The organism is Saccharothrix hoggarensis (genome assembly GCF_052936025.1).
In genome coordinates, this window is sequence record NZ_CP193624.1 from 1,899,927 (window position 1) to 1,919,358 (window position 19,432).

A 19,432-nucleotide genomic window follows, 5' to 3' on the forward strand; every position below is an offset into this window, starting at 1 on the left:
CCGCGGCCGCATAGTGGCATCTGCGATTGGCGTTCGTCCAGAGGGAACCGGGGGACAGGCCCAGGCGTCTTTGCTCACAACGGTCCAGAGGTGTGACCCAGACGCAGGCCAGGAGGCCCACCGTGGTGTTCAAGAGGATGTTGCGCGCGTTCGGTGTCGGCGGCCCGACCGTGGACACGGTGCTGGCCAACCCGAACGTCCGGCCCGGTGAGGCGCTGACCGGCGAGGTCCGCATCGCCGGCGGCGAGCACGAGGCCCTCATCGACGTGGTCAAGCTGTCCCTCGTCACCCGCGTCGAGGTGGAGAGCGGCGACAACGAGCACAACCGCAACGTCGAGTTCGCGCAGCTCGTCGTCGCGCACGGCATCACCGTCGCGCCCGGGCAGAACCTCGTGCTCCCGTTCCGGTTCCCGGTGCCGCTGGAGACGCCGCTGACCGTCGTGCTGGGGCAGCACCTGTACGGGATGACCATGGGCCTGCGCACGGAGCTGGAGGTGCGCGGCGCCGTCGACCCCGGCGACCTCGACCCGGTGGCCGTCCACCCGACCGCGCCCCAGGAGCACGTGCTCAAGGCGTTCGGCGCCCTCGGGTTCCGCTTCCAGCGCGCCGACAACGAGTCGGGGCGCATCCGGGGCGTCCCGCAGCGGCTCCCGTTCTACCAGGAGATCGAGTTCCTGCCGCCCGCGCAGTTCCTCAACAAGATCAAGCAGCTGGAGCTGACGTTCGTCACCGACCCCCAGCGGCTGTACGTGGTGCTGGAGGCGGACCGCCGCGGTGGCCTCTTCCAGCAGGGCGGCGACGCGATCGGCCACTACGCCATGTCGCACGATGAGGTGATCCGCGCGGACTGGCCGGCGCTGCTCCACCAGTGGATGGACCAGGCCGCCGGCAGGCGATCTTCCGGCGGTTACGGCGGTCGCACGGGCTACTGAGCGACTTCCGGGCGGTCACCGCGGTGGGGGAATCGGCGTCGGCGCGCACGTCGCTGACGCTGCGGCCGGCGTGTTCGGTGGGATGATGAGCGGGAGGCCCTCGGCGAAGTCGGGGACTTCTTCGAAGGCGACTAACCCGCAGGAGGCAACGTGGGCATCGGCGGTGTGATCAGCGCTCTGATCGTGGGTCTCATCATCGGTTTGCTGGGCAAGCTCATCGCGCCGGGCAAGCAGAACATCCCGATCTGGCTGACCATCGTGGTCGGCATCGTGGCGGCGTTCCTGGGCACGTTCCTGGCTCGGGCTCTCGGCGTGGAGGACACGCCCGGCATCGACTGGATCGAGATCATCGTGCAGCTGGCGATCGCCGCGGTCGGCGTGAGCCTCGTCGCCGGCTTCTACGGCAAGAAATCGGTGCGCTAGACCCCGGATCGGACCACCAGGGGCCTCCCGGAACGTTCCGGGAGGTCTCCGTCCCGCCCACGTCCGGGTGAACGTCGAGGCCGCCGGCTCCGGTCCGCGCCCGGCTCGGGCCGCACGGCTCCGGAGTGCGCCCGGCTAGGACCGCTCAGCTCCGGTGCGCACAGCTCGGGCCGCGCGGCTCGGGTGCTCACAGCTTGGGCGCGCAGCGCTCGGGTGCGCAGATTCAGAATCGCTTCGCAGGGGTCCTCGCCAAGGGGACCCCTGCTTTTATTCTGCCCGAAGGGTCTGACAATTCCGGGCCGTCGCCCACGGTCGCCCACCGGGGCCGCGACCGCGCAACCGCCTTTGACGGTGCACAGTCCCCGGCGGCGAAACAGCCTGCTCGCGGGTCAGGTGTCGGCGCCCACCATGCGCAACACCAGGTCGGCGTACAGGTCGCCGATCTCCGCCGGCGTGCGCCGACCGGTGGGCTGGTACCAGCGGGCCACGTCGATGCACAGCGACAGCACCGCCAGGGTCGCCCCCCGCACGTCCGGCACGTCGAACACCCCCGCCGCCACGCCGCCCTCGATCATCCCGCGCACGGCCGCCTCGATCCGCCGCCGCAGCACGACGACCTCGGCCAGGTGCTCCGGCGTCAACGCGCTCAGCTCGTACTGCACGACCCGCGCCGTCGTGTGGAACTCGGCGTGCCACGACGCGAACGCCCGCACCGCCGACGCCAGCCGGGTCACCGGGTCCGGGTCGGACACCCCCGTCAGCACCGCCAACGACGTCGCGTGCCCGATCCGGGAGATCTGGAACAGCAGTTCCTCTTTGGACCGGTAGTGGATGTAGACCGCCGCGGGTGACATGCCCGCCTGCGCGGCGATGTCCCGGGTGGTGGTGGCGTGGTAGCCGCGCACCGAGAACGCGGCGGCGGCGGCGATCAGCATCCGCCTGGCCGCCGGGGGCTCGACGGAGGACCACGTCTCATCCAGGAGCGCGAACTCACCGCGGGTCGTTGTCATGCACCTCTCCTTGACACAGGCCCGAACGATACCGCAGGCTAAGCACACGCTTAGACCTAAGCAACCGCTTAGTATGGAGGATCCGAGAGTGCGCCGCACGCTGTTCGAACCCGACCACGAGGCGTTCCGCGAGACCGCGAAGGCGTTCGTCGACCGCACCCTCAAGCCGCACTACGAGAGGTTCGTCGAGCAGCGCCACGTCGACCGCGAGGTGTGGCTGGAGGCCGGCAAGCAGGGCCTGCTCGGCCTGGAGGTCCCCGAGGAGTACGGCGGCAGCGGCGCGAACGACTACCGGTTCAACGCCGTGCTGGGCGAGGAGCTGTCGAAGGCGAGTGCAGGCCTGGCGTCGTGCCTGGGCATCCACGGCGACGTCGTCGCGCCCTACCTGGTCGACCTGTGCACCGAGGAGCAGAAGCAGCGCTGGCTGCCCCGGTTCTGCTCGGGCGAGATGACCACCGGCATCGGCATGACCGAGCCGTCCGGCGGCTCCGACCTCGCCGCGCTGAAGAGCAACGCCGTCCGGCAGGGCTCCGACTGGATCCTCAACGGCTCCAAGACGTTCATCACGAACGGCTACTCGGCCGACATGATCGTCGTCGCGGCGCGCACCAGCCCCGAGAAGAAGGCCAGGGGCATCACGCTGTTCGCCGTCGAGGCCGGCATGAAGGGCTTCGAGCGCGGCCGCAAGCTGGACAAGGTCGGCCAGCCCGAGTCCGACACCGCCGAGCTGTTCTTCGAGGACGTCCGCGTCCCGGTGGAGAACGTCATCGGCGAGGTCGACCAGGGCTTCATCTACATGATGGAACGCCTGCCGCAGGAACGCCTCGGCGGCGCGATCTCCAACCTGGCCCACGCCAAGCAGATCCTGCTCGAGACGATCGAGTACACCAAGGAGCGCAAGGCGTTCGGCCAGTCCATCGGCTCGTTCCAGCACAACAAGTTCACCCTCGCCGAGCTGGTCACCAAGATCGACGTGACGCAGGCGTTCCTGGACCAGTGCACCGACGCGCACACCCGGCGCGAGCTGACCGCCGTGGACGCGGCGAAGGCCAAGTGGTGGAGCGCGGACGTCCAGAACGACGTCATCGACGCGTGCGTGCAGCTGCACGGCGGCTACGGCTACATGACCGAGTACCGGGTGGCCCGCGCCTGGATGGACGCCCGCGTCACGCGGATCTGGGCCGGCTCCAACGAGATCATGAAGGAACTCATCGGCCGCGACCTCGGCCTCTAGCCCCAGGAGAACCGCCATGCCCGAGGCTGTCATCGTCGCCACCTCGCGGTCGCCGATCGGCCGGGCCCGCAAGGGCTCCCTGGTCGACCTGCGCCCCGACGACCTGGCGACGCAGGTCGTCGCCGCCGCGCTCGACCAGGTGCCCGGACTCGACCGCGGCGACATCACCGACCTGCACCTGGGTTGCGCCGAACCGCAGGACGAGCACGGCCAGAACGTGGCCCGCCGCATCGCCGTGCAGCTGGGCCTGGACGGCCTGCCCGGCACCACGGTCAACCGGTTCTGCGCCTCGTCGGTGCAGACCGCGCGGATGGCCTTCCACGCCATCAAGGCGGGCGAGGGCCACGCGTTCATCAGCGCCGGCGTGGAGTGCGTGTCCCGCTACCGGCACGACGACCCGCACTTCAACCCGCTGTTCGACGAGGCACGCGCGCGCACCCGGCGCACCGCCGAGACCAACGAGCCGTGGCACGACCCGCGCGAGGACGGCGAGCTGCCGGACTACTACATCGCCATGGGCCAGACCGCGGAGAACGTCGCCACCCTGCTCGGCATCAGCCGCCGCGACCAGGACGAATTCGGCGTCCGCTCGCACAACCTGGCCGAGAAGGCCGTCGCGGACGGCTTCTTCGAGCGCGAGATCACCCCCGTCGTCCTGCCGGACGGCAGGGTCGTCTCCACCGACGACGGCCCCCGCAAGGGCGTCACCTACGACGCCGTGTCGGCGCTCAAGCCGTCGTTCCGTCCACAAGGGACGGTGACGCCCGGCAACTGCTGCCCCCTCAACGACGGCGCGGCGGCCGTGGTCGTCATGAGCGACGTCAGGGCGAAGGAGCTGGGCCTGACCCCGTTGGCGCGCATCGTGTCCACCGGCGTGTCCGGCCTGTCGCCGGAGATCATGGGCCTCGGCCCGGTCGACGCCACCAAGCAGGCGCTCGCGCACGCGAACCTCACCATCGGCGACATCGACCTGGTCGAGATCAACGAGGCGTTCGCCGTGCAGGTGCTGGGCAGCCAGCGCGCGCTCGGCATCGACATGGACAAGCTGAACGTGCACGGCGGCGCGATCGCGCTGGGCCACCCCTTCGGGTCGACCGGCGCCCGCATCATGACCACTCTGATCAACGGGATGCGCGCCCGCGACGCGCAGTTCGGCCTCGAGACGATGTGCGTCGGCGGCGGGCAGGGCATGGCGATCATCCTGGAGAGGCTGAGCTGAATGGGAATCCTGGACAAGTTCCGGCTGGACGGGCAGGTCGCGATCGTCACCGGCGCGTCCTCCGGCCTCGGCGTGGCGTTCGCCAAGGCCCTGGCCGAGGCCGGCGCGGACGTCGTGCTCGCCGCCCGGCGGGTGGAGAAGCTGAAGGACACCGCGCGGCTGGTCGAGGACGCCGGGCGGCGCGCGCTGGTCGTGCGGGCCGACGTCGCGCAGCCGGACGACTGCCGCGAGGTGGCCCGTGCCGCCGCGGAGTTCGGCCCGGTGCACGTGCTGGTGAACAACGCGGGCGTGGCGTCGGCGGTGCCCGCGTCCCGCGAGACGCCCGAGCAGTTCCTCGGCGTCATGGACGTGAACCTCAACGGCACGTACTGGATGGCGCAGGCCGCGGCGGCCGTGATGACCGGCGGCGGCTCGATCATCAACGTGTCCAGCGTCCTGGGGCTCGTCTCCGGCGGCCTGCCGCAGGCCGCGTACTCGGCGTCCAAGGCGGGCGTGATCGGCCTGACCCGCGACCTGGCGCAGCAGTGGACCGGCCGCAAGGGCATCCGGGTCAACGCCGTCGCGCCCGGCTACTTCGCCTCCGAGATGACCGACCAGTACCCCGACGGCTACCTGGAGCAGCACATCTCGAAGCTGCCGATCGGCCGGGTGGGCGACCCGGAGGAGCTGGCCGCGGCGGTGGTGTTCCTCGCCTCGGCGGCGGGCGGCTACACGACCGGCACCACGATCGTCGTCGACGGCGGCGTGACGATCGGGAGCTGACCCCGCGAGCCCCGACCGGCCCGGTGCGGCCATCGGGGGCGGATTCGCGGGTTGTGCCCCACGGCGGCGGCACGGCGATCTAGCCTGGTGCGCAGGGGAGATCGCCGTCCGCCCGGGGGAGTCCGTGGTCGCGAAGAACTCGACCGAAGAACCCAGCCTCACCATCCTGGACCCGCCCAGGTCCGTGTTCCGCCGCAAGCGGTTCCTGCTGCCGTTCGGCGTCTCGGCGGGCGTCGCGGTGCTCGGCGTCGTGGCGTTGTTCGCCTCCGGCACGGTCGCGCTGCCGTTCCGGCAGATCACCGTCGTGCGGGCCATGATGGCGTCCAAGTCGGTGTACTTCCAGGACCCGGAGGTCCGCCGCATCCTGATGGCCCACGGCGTCGACGTGCGGGTCACCGACTCCGGCGGCTCGCGCGAGCTGGCCCGCGACAAGCAGAACCGCGTCCGCGAGTACGACTTCGTCATGCCGTCCGGGCAGGCCGCGGCCGAGCTGATCCGCGACCGGTTCGGCGGCCGGGTGTTCTACCCGTTCGCCAGCCCGCTCGTGCTCGGCGCGTTCCGCGAGTACGCGGACGCGCTGGTCAGGGCCGGGGCGGCGGTGGTCCAGGAGGGCACGGACGGGCTCTACTACACCCTCCGGATGGACGCCTTCGTCAACGAGCTGTCCCTGCCCGGTCCGGGCGGGCCGACGGACACGTGGCAGCAGTACGGCGTCGACAACCGCAACCAGATCGTCGCGCAGACCCCGAACCCCTGCGACTCGTACTCCGGTTCGGCGTGGCTCGGCCTGGTGGCGTTCGCGGCCAACGGCTCCACCGCGCCGACCGAGCACACCGTCCTCGACGTGGCCCGCCGGATCAAGCCGGTGTTCGAGATCGAGGGCCTGCACGGCTCCGGCATCGGCACCACGTTCTTCTACCCCGACGGGCGCACCAGCGCGCCGGTCGGCGTCATGTACGAGCACCAGTACCTGGCGCACCAGTTCGCCACGGTCGCCCGCACCGGCGCGCACGACGCCGAGCGCGTCCTGCTCTACCCCGACGCGCACCACCGCACCGAGCCGTGGCTCATCGCGTTCAGCCCGGCGGGCGAGAAGGTCGGCGAGCTGGTCCGCGGCGATCCCGGCCTGCGCCGACGTGCCCTCGAACTGGGGTTCCGGCTGGACAACCAGGACTCGACCGCGCTCACCGACCTGCTGCGGGAACGGGGCTTGCCGGAACCGGCGGTGGGCGGCACCGAGGGCTTCCTGCCCAAGCCGGAGGACCTGGAGACGATGATCAGGGAGGTCGGCCGCTGCCCGGAGATCCGGGTGCCGATATGAGGCCCCCCGTCCTCCCCGTCGTCCTCCTGGCCGCGGCGGCCGTGCTCGGCGCCTGCACGTCGGCCCCGCCCGAGCGGACCACGTTGACCGTGCTGGCGAGCTCCGAGCTGGCGGACCTCGAACCCGTGCTCGCCGACCTGCGCCGCGACACCGGCGTGGACCTGCGCCTCGACCACCGCGGCACGGTCCGGGCCAGCGAGGAGCTGGCGGTCGGCGGCACGGGCCACGACCTCGCCTGGCTGTCCACGAACCGGTACCTGAAGCTGAAGAGCGACGACCTGCCGCTGTCCACCACGACGATGCTGTCGCCGCTGGTGGTGGGCGTGAAGGCGGGCAAGGCGGAGGCGCTGCGCGGCGCGTCCTGGGCCGACGTGGCGAGCCGTGCGGCCGCGGGGGAGCTGCGGTTCGGCATGGCCGACCCGAGGGTGTCCGGCAGCGGCCTGGCGGCGTTGATCGGCGTGGCCACGGCCGCCGCCGGCACCGGCGCCGCGCTGCGCCCCGAGGACGTCACCTGCGACAAGCTCCAGGGCTTCCTCACCGGACGAGCGTTCGGCGCGCCCGGCGCGGCGGAGGTCGTGGACGAGTACGTGAAGCGGCAGGACGAGGTGGACGCCGTCGTCGCGTACGAGGCCGCGGTGCTGTCCCTCAACGCGTCCGGGCAGCTCCGCGAACCACTCGAAGTCGTCTACCCGCGTGACGGGATCGTGCTCTCCGACTACCCGCTCATGCTCCTGAACCCGGACAAGCGGGCCGCGTACGACCGGGCCGCGGAGTGGCTCCGCTCGCCGTCCGCGCAACGGGCGATCATGGAACGCACCCACCGCCGGCCCGTGGACCCGCAGGTCGAGCGCACCGAGCGGCTGCGCGAGCCGATCGGCACCGCCCTGTACTTCCCCGGCCGGCAGGAGGTCGTGGACGCCCTGCTCGCCGCCTACGACCGCGCCGGCGAACCCGGCCGGGTGGTGTTCGTGCTCGACCACTCCACGTCGATGGCGGGCGACCGGATCGCCGGCCTGCGGGAGGCGTTCGCGACGCTCAGCCGCGCCGGCGGGTTCGACCGGTTCCGAGTGGGGGAGACCGTCGTGCTCGTGCGGTTCGCCGGGACCGTGCTGGAGGAGCGCGCCGTCGAGATCCGGGGGCCGGCCGACCTCGAAGCGCTGGCCGGCGCGCTGGCGTCGGCGGAGCTGTCCGACGACGGCACCGCCATCTGGTCCGCGCTCGACCACGCCTACCGGGTCGTCGGCGACGGCACGGTCGTGCTCATGACCGACGGCGAGAACAACGCCGGCATCAGCGCCGACGGGTTCCTGGCCACGTGGCCGGACCCGCCCGCGCGCACGTACGCGATCCGGTTCGGCGAGGCCGACCCGGTCGAGCTGGACCGGGTGGCACGCGCGACCGGCGGGCGGGTGGTCGACGCCACCTCCGGGTCGCTGCTGGAGGCGGTGAAGGAGATCCGTGGCTGTCGATAGGGGCCTGTGGTGGTCGGTGTGGTGGCCGTGGGCGGTCGTGTGGCTGGTGACCGCGCTGGCGCTCGTCGTCGCGGCCGGGGTGGCGCTGTGGGCGTGGCGGTCCCGGCACCGGTTCGCGCCGCCGCGCGAGGTGCCCGGCCTGACCATCTACCTGCACGAGAAGTCCGTGATGGACCTCTACCAGGTCGGCCGGTACGGCGACGCGATGGCCAAGGAGGTCGTCGACCGGGTCGGCGTCACCAAGGACGGCAAGATCGCGCTGAAGGGCCTCGACCTCGGCGTGGAGGGCGCGCGCACGTCCGGCCGCGAGGTCGTGAAGACCTACATCGAGAACTACGAGCCGATCGCCGTGATCGGCGTGCTGCTGGACGCGCTGGAGTCCGCGTCCGGTGTCGTCCACGTCGACCTGCGCGAGATGAAGGTGCTGCGCAACACGGCGCTGGAGCAGCACCTGGAGTCGTCCGACGTGGTCCGGCTGCGGCGGATCGACTCGTACGTGTCGGTGAAGGGCGTGTTCCGGGTGGCGTCCGACGGCGACGGCACGACGGTGTTCCTGGCGCCGTTCGGCGACCCGGACGACCCCGAGAGCGGCCCGCAGGTGCGCGTCGAGTGCTACAACACCGGGCTGCGGGACGACGTCGTGCCCGAGGGCGGCTTCCAGGCGCGGTGCCTGGGCAAGGTGCAGTCGTGGAAGGCCGACGCGGGACACCTGGTCATCCGACCGATCGCCATGTTCCAGTGAACGGTCGTGCGATGCTTGCCCCATGGCATCGGTACCGGAGCGGCTGATCGACGCCGCGACGCGGTTGTTCGCCGACAAGGGCTTCGACCGGGTCGCGGTGCAGGAGATCGTGGACCTGGCCGGCGTCACCAAGGGCGCCATGTACCACTACTTCGGGTCCAAGGACGACCTGCTGCACGAGATCTACGGCAGCCTCCTGCGCATGCAGACCGAGCGGCTGGAGGCCATCGCGTCCGGGTCCGCGCCGATCGCCGAGCGGCTGCACGCGGCGGCGGTCGACGTCGTCGTCACGTCGGTCGACAACTTCGACCAGGCCCGCGTCTACTTCCGCTCGGCCGACCACCTCGCCGAGGACAAGCGGCGGGAGATGCGCGTCGAGCGCCGGCGGTACCACGAGCGGTTCCGGTCGCTGGTGGAGGAGGGGCAGGAGGCCGGCGTGTTCCGGGCCGACGTGCCCGCGGACCTGACCGTGCACTACTTCTTCGGCACCGTCCACCACCTGGGCCAGTGGTACAGCGCCGACGGGCCGCTCTCGGCCAAGCAGGTGGGCCGCCACTTCGCCGACCTGTTCCTGGCCTCGCTGCGGCCGACCTCGTCGTAGCGCGGGTCGGCCTGGTCCATTCGTGGACGCGCGCAACCAGGACGGCGATCACGCGTCTTGGGCTCTGGGTCGTGAACAACGGACGTTGTGACGTTCACGGTATCGCTGTCGTTCGCCGGTGGTCGATTCGAGTCGTGCTCGCGTGGAATTCCGTGCCGCCTGTTTCGCGGGTAACACGGGCGTTCACCTGATCTCGACGGCCTGGGGAAGAGAAAGCGCAACCCCGGCGACGATCACGCGTCCTGAGTCTTGGGTCAATCACAACGGGGGTTTCGATGGTCAAGGCATTGTTGGCGGCCGCTGTCGCGGGATTGGTCGCTTTGGGGGGTGCGCCGGCCGCGACTGCGGCGGAGGTCGCGCCGATCGACATCCGGATGACGCCCGCCGGGGGCCTCATCAGAGGCACCGAGTACGACTGGGCGACCCGCGGCATGTTCGAGTTCGACGTGCTGCTGACGCACATCGGCGACGAGTACGAGCATGGTGTCACCATGTTCCTCTCCATGCCGGAGAGGATCGACGTCGTCTCGTGGGGCGACGGCTGGTCCTGTGAGGACACCATCGGCGGCATCGACTGCTACCACCCGGAGCTGGTCGTGCCGGACGAGGCGTGGCCGGTGCTGCACTTCAAGGCCTACCCGGAGGCCCACATCCGGGACACGATCGACGTGTATGCGACGACGGCCGACTTCGAGTTCGCGCACGAAGGCGTGAACTACTTCAACGACACCAGCCTCTGACGGTCCTCGTCGGACCCGGAATTGTCGGTGCTGTCTGGGAGAATCAAAGCAGGGGTCCCCTCGGGGGTCCCTGCTTTGCCATGCCCGGAAGTCCACACCGGACGCACCGGCCCGCGTGCCGTGACCCGCGTGTCGTGACCCACGCGCCGCGAACCCGCGTGCCGTGACCCGCACGCCGCGCGCCGCGAACCCGCGTGCCGTGAATCCCGCGTCCCGACCCGTGAACGGAGACCGTCGTGAAGGCGGACCTGCACCACTACCTGCGCACCGCCCGCGAGGCGTTGCTGTGGAAGCTCGACGGCCTGTCGGAGTACGACGTCCGACGACCCCTCACACCCACCGGGACGAACCTGTTGGGCCTGGTCAAGCACCTCGCCGGCGTGGAGACGGGCTACTTCGGCGACACGTTCGGCCGCCCGTTCCCCGAGCCGCTGGCGTGGCTGGCGGAGGACGCCGAGCCGAACGCGGACATGTGGGCGACGGCCGACGAGTCGCGTGAGCACGTCGTCGACCTCTACCGGCGCGCGTGCGCGCACTCGGACGGGACGATCGACGCGCTGGACCTCGACTCGCCGGGCACGGTCCCGTGGTGGCCGCCGGAGCGCGAGGCCGTCACCCTCCACTTCGTCCTGATCCACATGATCGCCGAGACCAACCGCCACGCCGGGCACGCCGACATCGTCCGCGAGCTCATCGACGGCACGGCCGGCCTGCGCCCGGACAACGACAACCTCGCCACCCTTGACTGGCAGGCCCACCACGCCCGCTTGGAACGAGTGGCCCGTGAATCCGGGGCCTGACCTGTTCCGGCAAAAATAAGTCGGGTGCGTCGCGGAACGCGTGCAACCCACAAGGCGGCGATGCGTCTTAGGCAGTGAGTTCACAATACGGGGGTTTCAATGTTCAAGGTACTGCTGTCCACCGCCATTGCCGGATTGGTCGCGCTGGGGGGCGCGTCGGTCGCGAATGCCACCGAGACGGCGCCGGTCGCGAATGACGCCGCGGTCGCGCCGATCGACATCCGGATGTCGCCCCTCACCGGCCTCCCCGGCAGCACCGAGTACTACTGGACCAGCTACGGGGAGAAGTTCCAGTTCGAGGTGCTCCTGACCCACGTCGGCGAGGAGCGCGAGCGGGGCGTCACGGTGTTCCTCTCCGTGCCCGAGGCCCTCGACGTCCAGTCCTGGGGCGACCGCTGGTCCTGCGAGGACACCGTGGGCGGCATCGACTGCCACCACCCGGACCTCGTCGTGCCGGACGAGGCGTGGCCGGTGCTGTACTTCGAAGCGGACCCGGACTACTACGCGTACATCGAGGACACGATCGACGTCTACGCGACGACGGCCGACTACGAGTTCGCGCACGAGGGCGTGCACTACATCAACGACAGCCGGCGTTGACCGTTCCGGGCCCGACGGCAGCCGTCGGGCCCGGAACACCTGCCCGTCAGGGCACCAGCAGGACGACGGTCTCCGCCACGCACGCCGGCTTCGGGTTGCCCTCGATCTCGACCGTCACCTTCACCACCGCCTGCTTGCCCTGCTGCACGTCGGTGATCTCGGCAAGCTCCGCCCCGGCCCGCACCCGCGACCCGACGACGACCGGGTTCGGGAACCGCACCTTGTTCAGCCCGTAGTTCACGCCCATGGACAAGCCCTGCACCGTGTAGATGTCGCGCACCAGCAACGGGATCAGGGACAGCGTCAGGTAGCCGTGCGCGACCGGCGCGCCGAACGGCCCGGCGGCGGCCTTCTCCAGGTCGACGTGGATCCACTGGTGGTCCCCCGTGGCGTCGGCGAACAGGTTGATCTCCGCCTGCGTGATCTCGTGCCACGAGCCGTGGCCGAGGTGCTCGCCCTTGGCCGCCGCCAGCTCGTCGAGGTTCGCGAATACCCGCATCGTCAGTCCTTCGGTCCGCCGGCGACGTAGACGACCTGACCGGACACGAACCCGGCGCCCTCGCTGACCAGGAACGACGCGGTGTGCGCGATGTCCTCCGGCGTGCCGACGCGCCCGACCGGGATCATCGCCGCCGCGCCCTTCTTGAAGTCCTCGAAGTCGACGCCGACGCGGGCCGCCGTGGCCGCGGTCATGTCGGTCGCGATGAACCCCGGCGCGATCGCGTTCACGGTGACGTTGAACTTGCCCAGCTCGATCGCCAGCGTCTTGGTGAACCCCTGCAGGCCCGCCTTGGCGGCGGCGTAGTTCGCCTGGCCGCGGTTGCCCAGCGCCGACGTGCTCGACATGTTGACGATCCGGCCCCACTTGGCCTCGGTCTGGAACTTCTGCACCGCCCGGCTCATCAGGAACGAGCCGCGCAGGTGGACGTTGATCACCGCGTCCCAGTCGTCGTCGGTCATCTTGAACAGCAGGTTGTCCCGCAGGATGCCCGCGTTGTTGACCAGCACGGTCGGCGCGCCGAGCTCGTCGGCGACGCGCTGCACGGCCGCGTCCACGGCGGCGCTGTCGCTGACGTCGACACCCACCGCGATCGCCGTGCCGCCGGAGGCCTTGATCTTCTCCACGGCCTCGGCGCAGCTGTCCTCGTCGAGGTCGAGCAGCGCGACGGCCATGCCGTCCTGCGCGAGCCGCGTGGCAACAGCGGCGCCGATGCCGCGTGCGGCACCGGTGACGATGGCCACCCGTGCGTCCGTCTCGGCCACGGTCAATCCTCCTTGATCTGCGGGCCTAAGCAACCGCTTAGTAACCTACCGGCGACGTCGCCTTGACGCCAGAGCGCGTCAGGAGAACCATACCGACTGGTCGGAATGTCAGCCAGAGGAGGCGCGGTGGAGTTCTCGGGCAAGGTCGCACTGGTCACCGGAGCCGCGAACGGCATCGGGGCGGGGGTGGCGCGCCGCCTGGCCGCCGCCGGCGCGTCCGTCGTCGTCGCCGACGTGGACGACGAGCGCGGCAAAGCCGTGGCCGACGAGGTGGGCGGCGTGTTCGCGCACTGCGACGTGCGCGACCCCCGGCACAGCGAGGCCGCGGTCGCCGTGGCCGTCGAGCGGTTCGGCGGGCTCGACATCGCGGTGCTGAACGCGGGCATCGCCACCGGCTTCACCCTCGGCGACGACTTCGACCCCGAGCGGTACCGCACCGTCATGGGGATCAACCTCGACGGCGTCGTCTACGGCGTGCACGCGGCGCTGCCCGAGCTGAAGAAGCGCGGCGGGCACATCGTCGCCACCGCCAGCATGGCCGGCCTCATGGCGATGCCGATGGACCCCGTGTACGGCGCCAACAAGGCCGCCGTCGTCGGGCTCGTCCGCGGCCTCGGGCCGGTGCTCGCCGCGGACGGCGTCACCGTCAACGCCGTGTGCCCGTCCTTCGCCGACACCGCCATCATCACGGGCTTCAAGTCCACCCTGGAGTCCGCCGGCATGCCGGTGATGAGCGTGGACGACGTGGTCGACGCGTTCGTCGCCGTGTTGCGCGACGGCCAACCCGGTGAATGCTGGTTCGTGCAGGCCGGCCGGCCCAGCGCGCCGTTCACCTTCCCCAACCCGCCCGGACCGCGCACCGCCACCGGCGAACGCGTCCGGCTCGGCCACGACCCGATCGCGACCGACGCCAAGACCGCCGAACCCGAGACCGCCGACGTCAAGACCGCCGACGTCAAGACCGCCGAACCCGAGACCGCCGACGTCAAGACCACCGGCGACAAGACCACCGACTCGAACACCACCGCCACCCCCGAGGAGCACTGACAGCCGTGCGCGCCATCCAGATCACCGAGTTCGGCGGACCCGAAGTCCTCAACGAGGTCGAGCTGCCCGACCCCGTCGCCGGTCCCGGCGAACTGCTCGTCGACGTCAGCCGCGCGGGCCTCAACTACGCCGACACGCACCAGGCCGAGAACTCGTACCTGTCGAAGATGGAGCTGCCGCTGGTGCCGGGCGGCGAGGTCGTCGGCCGGGCGGGCGACCGGCGCGTCGTCGGCCTGACGAACTTCGGCGGCTACGCGGAGAAGGCCGTGGTGCCCGAGGCGACGGCGTTCGACGTGCCGGACGGTGTCGACGACCTGACCGCGCTGAGCATGGTCGTGCAGGGCGCGACCGCGTGGCTGCTGCTGCGCCGCAGCGCCCACCTGGAGCCGGGGGAGAGCGTCGTCGTGCACGCCGCCGCGGGCGGTGTCGGGTCGCTGGCCGTGCAGCTGGCCAAGAAGTGGGGCGCGGGCCGCGTCATCGCCACCGCGAGCACGGAGGACAAGCGGGCGCTCGCGCTGGACCTCGGCGCGGACGTCGCCGTCGACTCCACCGCCGAGAACATGACCGACGTGCTGCGCGAGGCCAACGGCGGGCGGCGGGTCGACATCGTGCTCGACATGACCGGCGGCGACGTCACCGACCAGAGCATCGCCGCGCTCGCGCCGTTCGGGCGGCTCGCGTTCTACGGCATGGCGAGCCGCGAGAAGCCCACCCCGGTCGACCCCGGCCGCCTGCTGGTCCACTCGACGACCATCGCGGGCATGTGGCTGCCGCACGCGTTCAAGCTGCCCGGCCGCGTCGTCCACCGCGCCATGGGCGAGCTGTTCGACCTGGTCCTGGCGGGCGACCTGCGCGCCGTGCCGGGCGGTGAGTACGGGCTGAGCGAGGTGCGCCGGGCGCACGAGGACCTGAGGGCCCGCCGCACCACCGGCAAGCTCGTCCTCGACCCGTCCCGCTAGGCGCCCCGGAACGCGGAACGGGGGCCGCCCGCGATCGAGCGGCCCCCGTTCCGGCACGGTCAGCCCGCGGTCACTCGCTCAGCTCGGCGAGCGCGGCCTTGACCTTCGCGAGCTCGGCCTCCAGCTCCTCCATGCGGGTGCGGTGCTGGGTCCGGGCCGCCTCGATGACCTCGTCGATGCCGCCGGCGATGTCGTCGTGCAGCTCCTTGGCCGCCCGCGACACGGCCGCGGCCGAGATGACGAGCCCCTGCACGACCCGCTTGGTGCCGTGCACCAGGTCGGCCTGCCACTCGCCGTCGGCGGTGCCGGTCACGGTCAGCGTCAGCTCGACCGTGCGGGTCTTCTTGGCCGTCGACTTCGTCCGCTTCGCGGGCTTCACCTCGGGCTCTTCCTGCGGCACGGGTGCGACCTCCTGCTGCACGGGTGCGGCGGGCGCCTCGGCGTCCACCTTCTCTTCCTGCTCCACGAGCGTGTCCGCCTGCACGTTCTCGTTGTTCCTCTCTGCGCATCCGGCTCGACCCGGCGTGATCATAGAACACGTGTTCGATGGTGGGTCGATTGCCCCGCACAGCGTAGGGTGTCGAGCTTGTGAGCGGTTGGAGGGACTTCTCCGCTCGCCGGTTCTTGGACCGGTTGAGCGACGAACTCGGAATTGCGGCGGTGCTGGCGCCTGGCGTGCTGGCGCCCGGGGTGCTGGCCGCTGTCGACCAGCACGGCGCGGCGGTGCGCGACATCCTCGCGTTCGGCGTGCCCGCGGCGGCGGTGGCGGGCGCGGTGGCCGGCGCGGTGCTGCTGGCCGGGTACGCCAAGGGCGTGCTGGACGAGGCGACGGCGCAGGGCTGGCAGGTGCCCGCGATCGTGGACTGGCCGAACGCGGACTGGCTGACGCTGAGACTCGCGGCCGTCTGCCACCTGGCCAGGCGCGACGAGCCGGCGCTCGAGGCCTAGGCGCGTCGCACCGGCCTGCTCACCAGCCGCACGTCCGCGCCGGACCGGGCGACGTCCAGCAGCTCCAACCGCAGGATGTCGGACATGCCGCGGATGCCCGCGTCCCCCAGCCCGCTCTTGCCGGAGCCGAGCAGCGCCGGCGCGACGTAGTTGACGACGCGGTCGACGAACCCGCGGGCGATGAAGCCGCCCGCCAACGTCGGCCCGCCTTCGAGGAACAGCCCGCGCACGCCACGTCGGCGCAGCCCTCGCAGCACGAGCGCCAGGTCGAGCCCTCGCGCGCCCCTGGGCGCCCTCATCACGTCGGCCACGCCGTCGAGGTGCCGGGCGTCGGCGTCCTCCGCGACCACGATGAGCGTCGGCGCGGCGTCGTCGCACACCCTCGCGTCCCGGGGCGTCCGGGCATTGCTGTCGATCACCACGCGCAGCGGTTGGCGGTCCACGACGTCGCCGCGCACGGCGAGGTGCGGGTCGTCGGCGACCTGCGTGCCGGAGCCGACGACGGTGGCGTCGCACGCGGCCCGGAGCCGGTGCACCTCGGCCCGGCTCTCGACGCCGGTGATCCACTGGCTGGTCCCGTCAGCCGCCGCGATCCGCCCGTCGAGCGTGGCGGCGAACTTGTAGACCACGAACGGCCGGTCGGCGGTCTGGTTGACCGCCTCCCACTCGTCCCGGCCGACCAGCGCGTCGACGCCGAGCCCACCCACCCGCGCCTCCTCACCCGAACCTGTCCACAGGCACCGCTCCGCGGTGACCGACAACATCGACATTGTCGGACGCCGCCGGCAGAACAAAAGCAGGGGCCCCGGTGCGGGACCCCTGCCTCAGCGTTCCTACTCGTTCCGACGACGACCGTTACCGCTGCTCACCCGGCGGGTACTGGGTGGGACGGGGCGGCATCGGCTGCCGGCCCATCGGCTGACCCACCGGCGGGGTCGGCATGTTCGCCGCGTGCGCCGGGGTCTCGGTCATCCGCATCGTCTGCTCGGCGCCGGGGGCCGGAGCCGCACCGGGGGCCGGGGCGACCTGGGTCGTCCGCTGCACGTCCTCACGGCCGCGCTGGTACGCCTCGGCCTGCGCCTTCGCCTGCGGGGCCTCGTTCTCGGCCTTCGTCAGCCAGCCCTCCCAGCGCTGCTGCATGGGCTTGATCAGACCACCGCCGACGCCGATGACCGCGATACCGCCGACCGTCGCGAGGATGGTGATGAGGATCGGCGTGGTGACGGTGGTGGCGACACCGATCTGGTTCAGCGCCGCGATCACACCGAGACCGATGATGAACCACGACGCGATCTTGCCGAGCGTCGCGCCGTACGACAGGCCGCCGAGCGCACGGGTGGCGATGTCGCGCACGGCACGCGCGATGGCGGCAGCGACCACGATGATGACGATCGCGACGATCGCCCTCGGCAGCCAGGCCACGATCTCGGTCAGCAGGTTGCTCACCGGGTTCGACCCGAACAGCCCGAACGCGATCTGCAGCGCGATCAGCAGCACGGCGTAGTACACGATCTGCGCGACCAGGCCCGAGGCGTCGAACTTCGAGCGCGCCAGCGCGTCACCGATTCCCCCGCGCTGGACGGCGCGGTCGAAGTGCACCCGCTCCAGCACCTTGTTGACGGCCGTGCGCAGCAGCCGGGCGACGATCCACCCGATGAGCAGCACGACCAGGAATCCGACGAGCTTGGGCAGGAAGGTCACCACGGAGCGCAGGGCGTCACCGGCGGCGTCACCGATGCCTTGAGCCTGCACCGTCTGCGCGGCGAGCAGGGCTTTCATGGTCTTCGACCTCCTCGGACGACCGGTTCGTCTCTGGAATCGGTTACCCGAGGTGGTCGGCTCAAACCTCTTGTCGGCCGACCGGGTGACGTGCCCGCGTCAAACACCCGGCCTGGTCACGGCTCCGGGACGGGCGGACGCCGCACGGTGCGGTCGACCTCGACGCGGGAGACGCCGGGCACGGCTTCGAGCAGGTCCCCCACCCCCGGCGGGACCGACCCGGTGACCACGCCCAACGTCTCCATCACGTCGTCCACCACCATTCCCGCGTCACGCAACGCGGACACGACGGTCGGCAGTTCGGCGAGGCTGTCGTCGGCGACCGAGACCACGACCTTGTCCACGGACGCCTCCAACGGGCCTAGGGAGCTTGGACCAATCCTGCACCCACATCCGTGGAAGGCAAGGCCAGCCGACGAGCGGACTGCGACAACCTCGCCCACAGCTCCCAGCCGCGCGCCCCGTGCTTCTGCGCGACGAGCGCGGCGACGCCCGCGACGTGCGGCGTGGCCATGCTCGTGCCCTGGATGCGCTTGTGCATGCCGAGGCCGCCGTCCTCCTTGTTCCAGCTGGAGTAGACGTCGACGCCCGGCGCGACGAGGTCGACCTGGCCGATGTGGTCCACCGTCCCGCAGGAGAAGAACCCCATCGCCCGCTGCACGTCGATCGCGCCGACGGCGAGGATCGACGGGCAGTTCGCCGGGTGCCCGACCGGGTTGATCCGGCCCGGCCGCCTGCTCTCGTTGCCCGCGGCGGCGACGATCAGCGTCCCCTTGGCCAGCGCGCGGGTCGCGGCCTGCTCGAAGATCTGCGAGTGCGGCGTCCCCGGCTGCACGGACGCGCCCAGCGACATCGACACGACCGCGCAGCCGTTGGCGATGGCCCACTCGATGCCGGCCAGGATGCCGCTGTCCGAGCCGAAGCCCGCGTTCGACAGCACCTTGCCCGCGTAGATCTCGGCCTCGTGCGCGACGCCGTAACCGGGTCCGCCGCTCGCGGGCTGCCGCGGACCGGCGGCCGAGCCGACGCAGTGCGTGCCGTGGCCGTGCGCGTCGTCCACCGCCTCGCCCTGGATGAACGACTGGGTGATCACGACGCGTCCCGCGTAGTCGGGGTGCGCGACGGTGAAACCGGTGTCGAGGACGGCGACCCGCACGCCCTTGCCGGTGGCCGAGCTCAGGTTCGCGCCCACGGCCTGGAGGCCCCAGGTGAACACGGACTCGTCCACGGCGGGCGCGGCGGCCTCGTCGGCGCCGGTCTCCGGGGGAGCGGTGTAGGCCTGGAGCACGCGTTCCGCCTCGACCACGGCGATCGGGCCCGGCGCCTCGGCGGCTCTCGTCAGCTGGGCGACCTGGTCGGGTGTCGCGTTGACGACGGCGATGCCCAGGTCCTGGAAGATCACGCCGTCGGTCGTGTCGAGCTGTTCGGCGGTGGTGGCGTCCGCGGTGGTCGCGGCGGAGATCCCGGCGACCCGGTTCATCTCCCGCACACCGGCCGCGACGGACTTGTCTTCGAGGAGCACGAGGTAACGGCCAGTCGTCGACTCGGCGCCCGTTGGTTGTGACATGACGACCCCCTTC

General features: G+C 71.3%; 23 protein-coding genes. 15 read left to right on the forward strand and 8 right to left on the reverse strand.

What is annotated here, in order from left to right:
* The first annotated feature begins 122 nt into the window (after positions 1-122).
* Both ACRAKH_RS09250 and ACRAKH_RS09255 read left to right on the forward strand, forming a co-directional pair.
* Complete coding sequence (locus ACRAKH_RS09250) at positions 123-932, forward strand: sporulation protein (RefSeq protein ID WP_380723712.1); 810 nt, start codon at positions 123-125, stop codon at positions 930-932.
* Between the two features lie 150 nt (positions 933-1,082).
* The gene (locus ACRAKH_RS09255) at positions 1,083-1,355 is read left to right on the forward strand and encodes a GlsB/YeaQ/YmgE family stress response membrane protein (RefSeq protein ID WP_380723711.1); all 273 of its coding nucleotides are present in this window, start codon (positions 1,083-1,085) and stop codon (positions 1,353-1,355) included.
* 389 nt (positions 1,356-1,744) lie between these two features.
* On the opposite strand, the gene ACRAKH_RS09260 is transcribed toward ACRAKH_RS09255, so the two are convergent.
* Positions 1,745-2,365: a TetR/AcrR family transcriptional regulator gene (locus ACRAKH_RS09260; protein WP_380723710.1), complete on the reverse strand. Its 621-nt coding sequence runs from the start codon at positions 2,363-2,365 to the stop codon at positions 1,745-1,747.
* 88 nt (positions 2,366-2,453) lie between these two features.
* On the opposite strand from ACRAKH_RS09260, the gene ACRAKH_RS09265 reads away from it, so the two are divergent.
* The 10 genes from ACRAKH_RS09265 (at position 2,454) to ACRAKH_RS09310 (ending at position 11,856) form a co-directional block, all read left to right on the forward strand.
* On the forward strand, positions 2,454-3,599 hold the full coding sequence (locus ACRAKH_RS09265) for an acyl-CoA dehydrogenase family protein (RefSeq protein ID WP_380723709.1): 1,146 nt from the start codon (positions 2,454-2,456) through the stop codon (positions 3,597-3,599).
* A gap of 16 nt (positions 3,600-3,615) precedes the next feature.
* The gene (locus ACRAKH_RS09270; RefSeq protein ID WP_380723708.1) at positions 3,616-4,818 is read left to right on the forward strand and encodes an acetyl-CoA C-acetyltransferase; all 1,203 of its coding nucleotides are present in this window, start codon (positions 3,616-3,618) and stop codon (positions 4,816-4,818) included.
* Positions 4,819-5,580, forward strand: coding sequence for an SDR family NAD(P)-dependent oxidoreductase (locus tag ACRAKH_RS09275; protein ID WP_380723707.1), 762 nt, complete (start codon positions 4,819-4,821; stop codon positions 5,578-5,580). It begins immediately after the preceding gene.
* Between the two features lie 124 nt (positions 5,581-5,704).
* Positions 5,705-6,901, forward strand: a complete 1,197-nt coding sequence (locus ACRAKH_RS09280; RefSeq protein WP_380723706.1) for a hypothetical protein — start codon at positions 5,705-5,707, stop codon at positions 6,899-6,901.
* Positions 6,898-8,373 carry a substrate-binding domain-containing protein gene (locus ACRAKH_RS09285; protein WP_380723705.1) on the forward strand — a complete coding sequence of 492 codons (1,476 nt, stop codon included), beginning with the start codon at positions 6,898-6,900 and terminating at the stop codon, positions 8,371-8,373. The genes ACRAKH_RS09280 and ACRAKH_RS09285 overlap by 4 nt, the downstream gene beginning before the upstream one ends.
* The gene (locus ACRAKH_RS09290) at positions 8,360-9,115 is read left to right on the forward strand and encodes a hypothetical protein (protein WP_380723704.1); all 756 of its coding nucleotides are present in this window, start codon (positions 8,360-8,362) and stop codon (positions 9,113-9,115) included. Before ACRAKH_RS09285 ends, ACRAKH_RS09290 begins: the two co-directional genes overlap by 14 nt.
* Before the next feature lie 22 nt (positions 9,116-9,137).
* On the forward strand, positions 9,138-9,716 hold the full coding sequence (locus tag ACRAKH_RS09295) for a TetR/AcrR family transcriptional regulator (protein ID WP_380723703.1): 579 nt from the start codon (positions 9,138-9,140) through the stop codon (positions 9,714-9,716).
* A gap of 374 nt (positions 9,717-10,090) precedes the next feature.
* Positions 10,091-10,456, forward strand: coding sequence for a hypothetical protein (locus ACRAKH_RS09300; protein WP_380723702.1), 366 nt, complete (start codon positions 10,091-10,093; stop codon positions 10,454-10,456).
* Positions 10,457-10,692: 236 nt separating this feature from the next.
* Positions 10,693-11,256 (forward strand): DinB family protein, encoded by a 564-nt coding sequence (locus ACRAKH_RS09305; protein ID WP_380723701.1) that lies wholly within the window; start codon positions 10,693-10,695, stop codon positions 11,254-11,256.
* Between the two features lie 99 nt (positions 11,257-11,355).
* A complete protein-coding gene (locus ACRAKH_RS09310) occupies positions 11,356-11,856 on the forward strand; it encodes a hypothetical protein (protein ID WP_380723700.1) in 501 nt (166 codons plus the stop codon).
* Between the two features lie 46 nt (positions 11,857-11,902).
* Here ACRAKH_RS09310 and ACRAKH_RS09315 read toward each other — a convergent pair whose 3' ends face one another.
* Both ACRAKH_RS09315 and fabG read right to left on the reverse strand, forming a co-directional pair.
* Positions 11,903-12,355, reverse strand: coding sequence for a MaoC family dehydratase (locus ACRAKH_RS09315; protein ID WP_380723699.1), 453 nt, complete (start codon positions 12,353-12,355; stop codon positions 11,903-11,905).
* Between the two features lie 2 nt (positions 12,356-12,357).
* Positions 12,358-13,119: a 3-oxoacyl-ACP reductase FabG gene (gene fabG, locus ACRAKH_RS09320; RefSeq protein ID WP_380723698.1), complete on the reverse strand. Its 762-nt coding sequence runs from the start codon at positions 13,117-13,119 to the stop codon at positions 12,358-12,360.
* Between the two features lie 105 nt (positions 13,120-13,224).
* Between fabG and ACRAKH_RS09325 the strand changes: the two genes are divergently transcribed.
* Both ACRAKH_RS09325 and ACRAKH_RS09330 read left to right on the forward strand, forming a co-directional pair.
* On the forward strand, positions 13,225-14,166 hold the full coding sequence (locus ACRAKH_RS09325; RefSeq protein WP_380723697.1) for an SDR family oxidoreductase: 942 nt from the start codon (positions 13,225-13,227) through the stop codon (positions 14,164-14,166).
* A 5-nt stretch (positions 14,167-14,171) separates the two neighbouring features.
* Entirely contained in the window at positions 14,172-15,125 is a 954-nt protein-coding gene (locus tag ACRAKH_RS09330; protein WP_380723696.1) for a quinone oxidoreductase family protein, read from the forward strand.
* A 70-nt stretch (positions 15,126-15,195) separates the two neighbouring features.
* Here ACRAKH_RS09330 and ACRAKH_RS09335 read toward each other — a convergent pair whose 3' ends face one another.
* Positions 15,196-15,609 (reverse strand): DUF6319 family protein, encoded by a 414-nt coding sequence (locus tag ACRAKH_RS09335; protein ID WP_380723695.1) that lies wholly within the window; start codon positions 15,607-15,609, stop codon positions 15,196-15,198.
* Positions 15,610-15,758: 149 nt separating this feature from the next.
* Here ACRAKH_RS09335 and ACRAKH_RS09340 point away from each other — a divergent pair, with 149 nt between their 5' ends.
* Positions 15,759-16,073, forward strand: a complete 315-nt coding sequence (locus ACRAKH_RS09340; RefSeq protein ID WP_447009741.1) for a DUF6401 family natural product biosynthesis protein — start codon at positions 15,759-15,761, stop codon at positions 16,071-16,073.
* On the opposite strand, the gene ACRAKH_RS09345 is transcribed toward ACRAKH_RS09340, so the two are convergent.
* The 4 genes from ACRAKH_RS09345 to ACRAKH_RS09360 form a co-directional block, all read right to left on the reverse strand.
* Positions 16,070-16,780 (reverse strand): RibD family protein, encoded by a 711-nt coding sequence (locus tag ACRAKH_RS09345; RefSeq protein WP_380723693.1) that lies wholly within the window; start codon positions 16,778-16,780, stop codon positions 16,070-16,072. The two genes, ACRAKH_RS09340 and ACRAKH_RS09345, sit on opposite strands and share 4 nt — an antisense overlap.
* A gap of 148 nt (positions 16,781-16,928) precedes the next feature.
* Positions 16,929-17,852 carry a mechanosensitive ion channel family protein gene (locus ACRAKH_RS09350; RefSeq protein WP_380723692.1) on the reverse strand — a complete coding sequence of 308 codons (924 nt, stop codon included), beginning with the start codon at positions 17,850-17,852 and terminating at the stop codon, positions 16,929-16,931.
* 116 nt (positions 17,853-17,968) lie between these two features.
* A complete protein-coding gene (locus ACRAKH_RS09355) occupies positions 17,969-18,196 on the reverse strand; it encodes a hypothetical protein (protein ID WP_380723691.1) in 228 nt (75 codons plus the stop codon).
* 17 nt (positions 18,197-18,213) lie between these two features.
* Entirely contained in the window at positions 18,214-19,419 is a 1,206-nt protein-coding gene (locus ACRAKH_RS09360; RefSeq protein ID WP_380723690.1) for a S8 family serine peptidase, read from the reverse strand.
* Positions 19,420-19,432 lie beyond the last annotated feature (13 nt).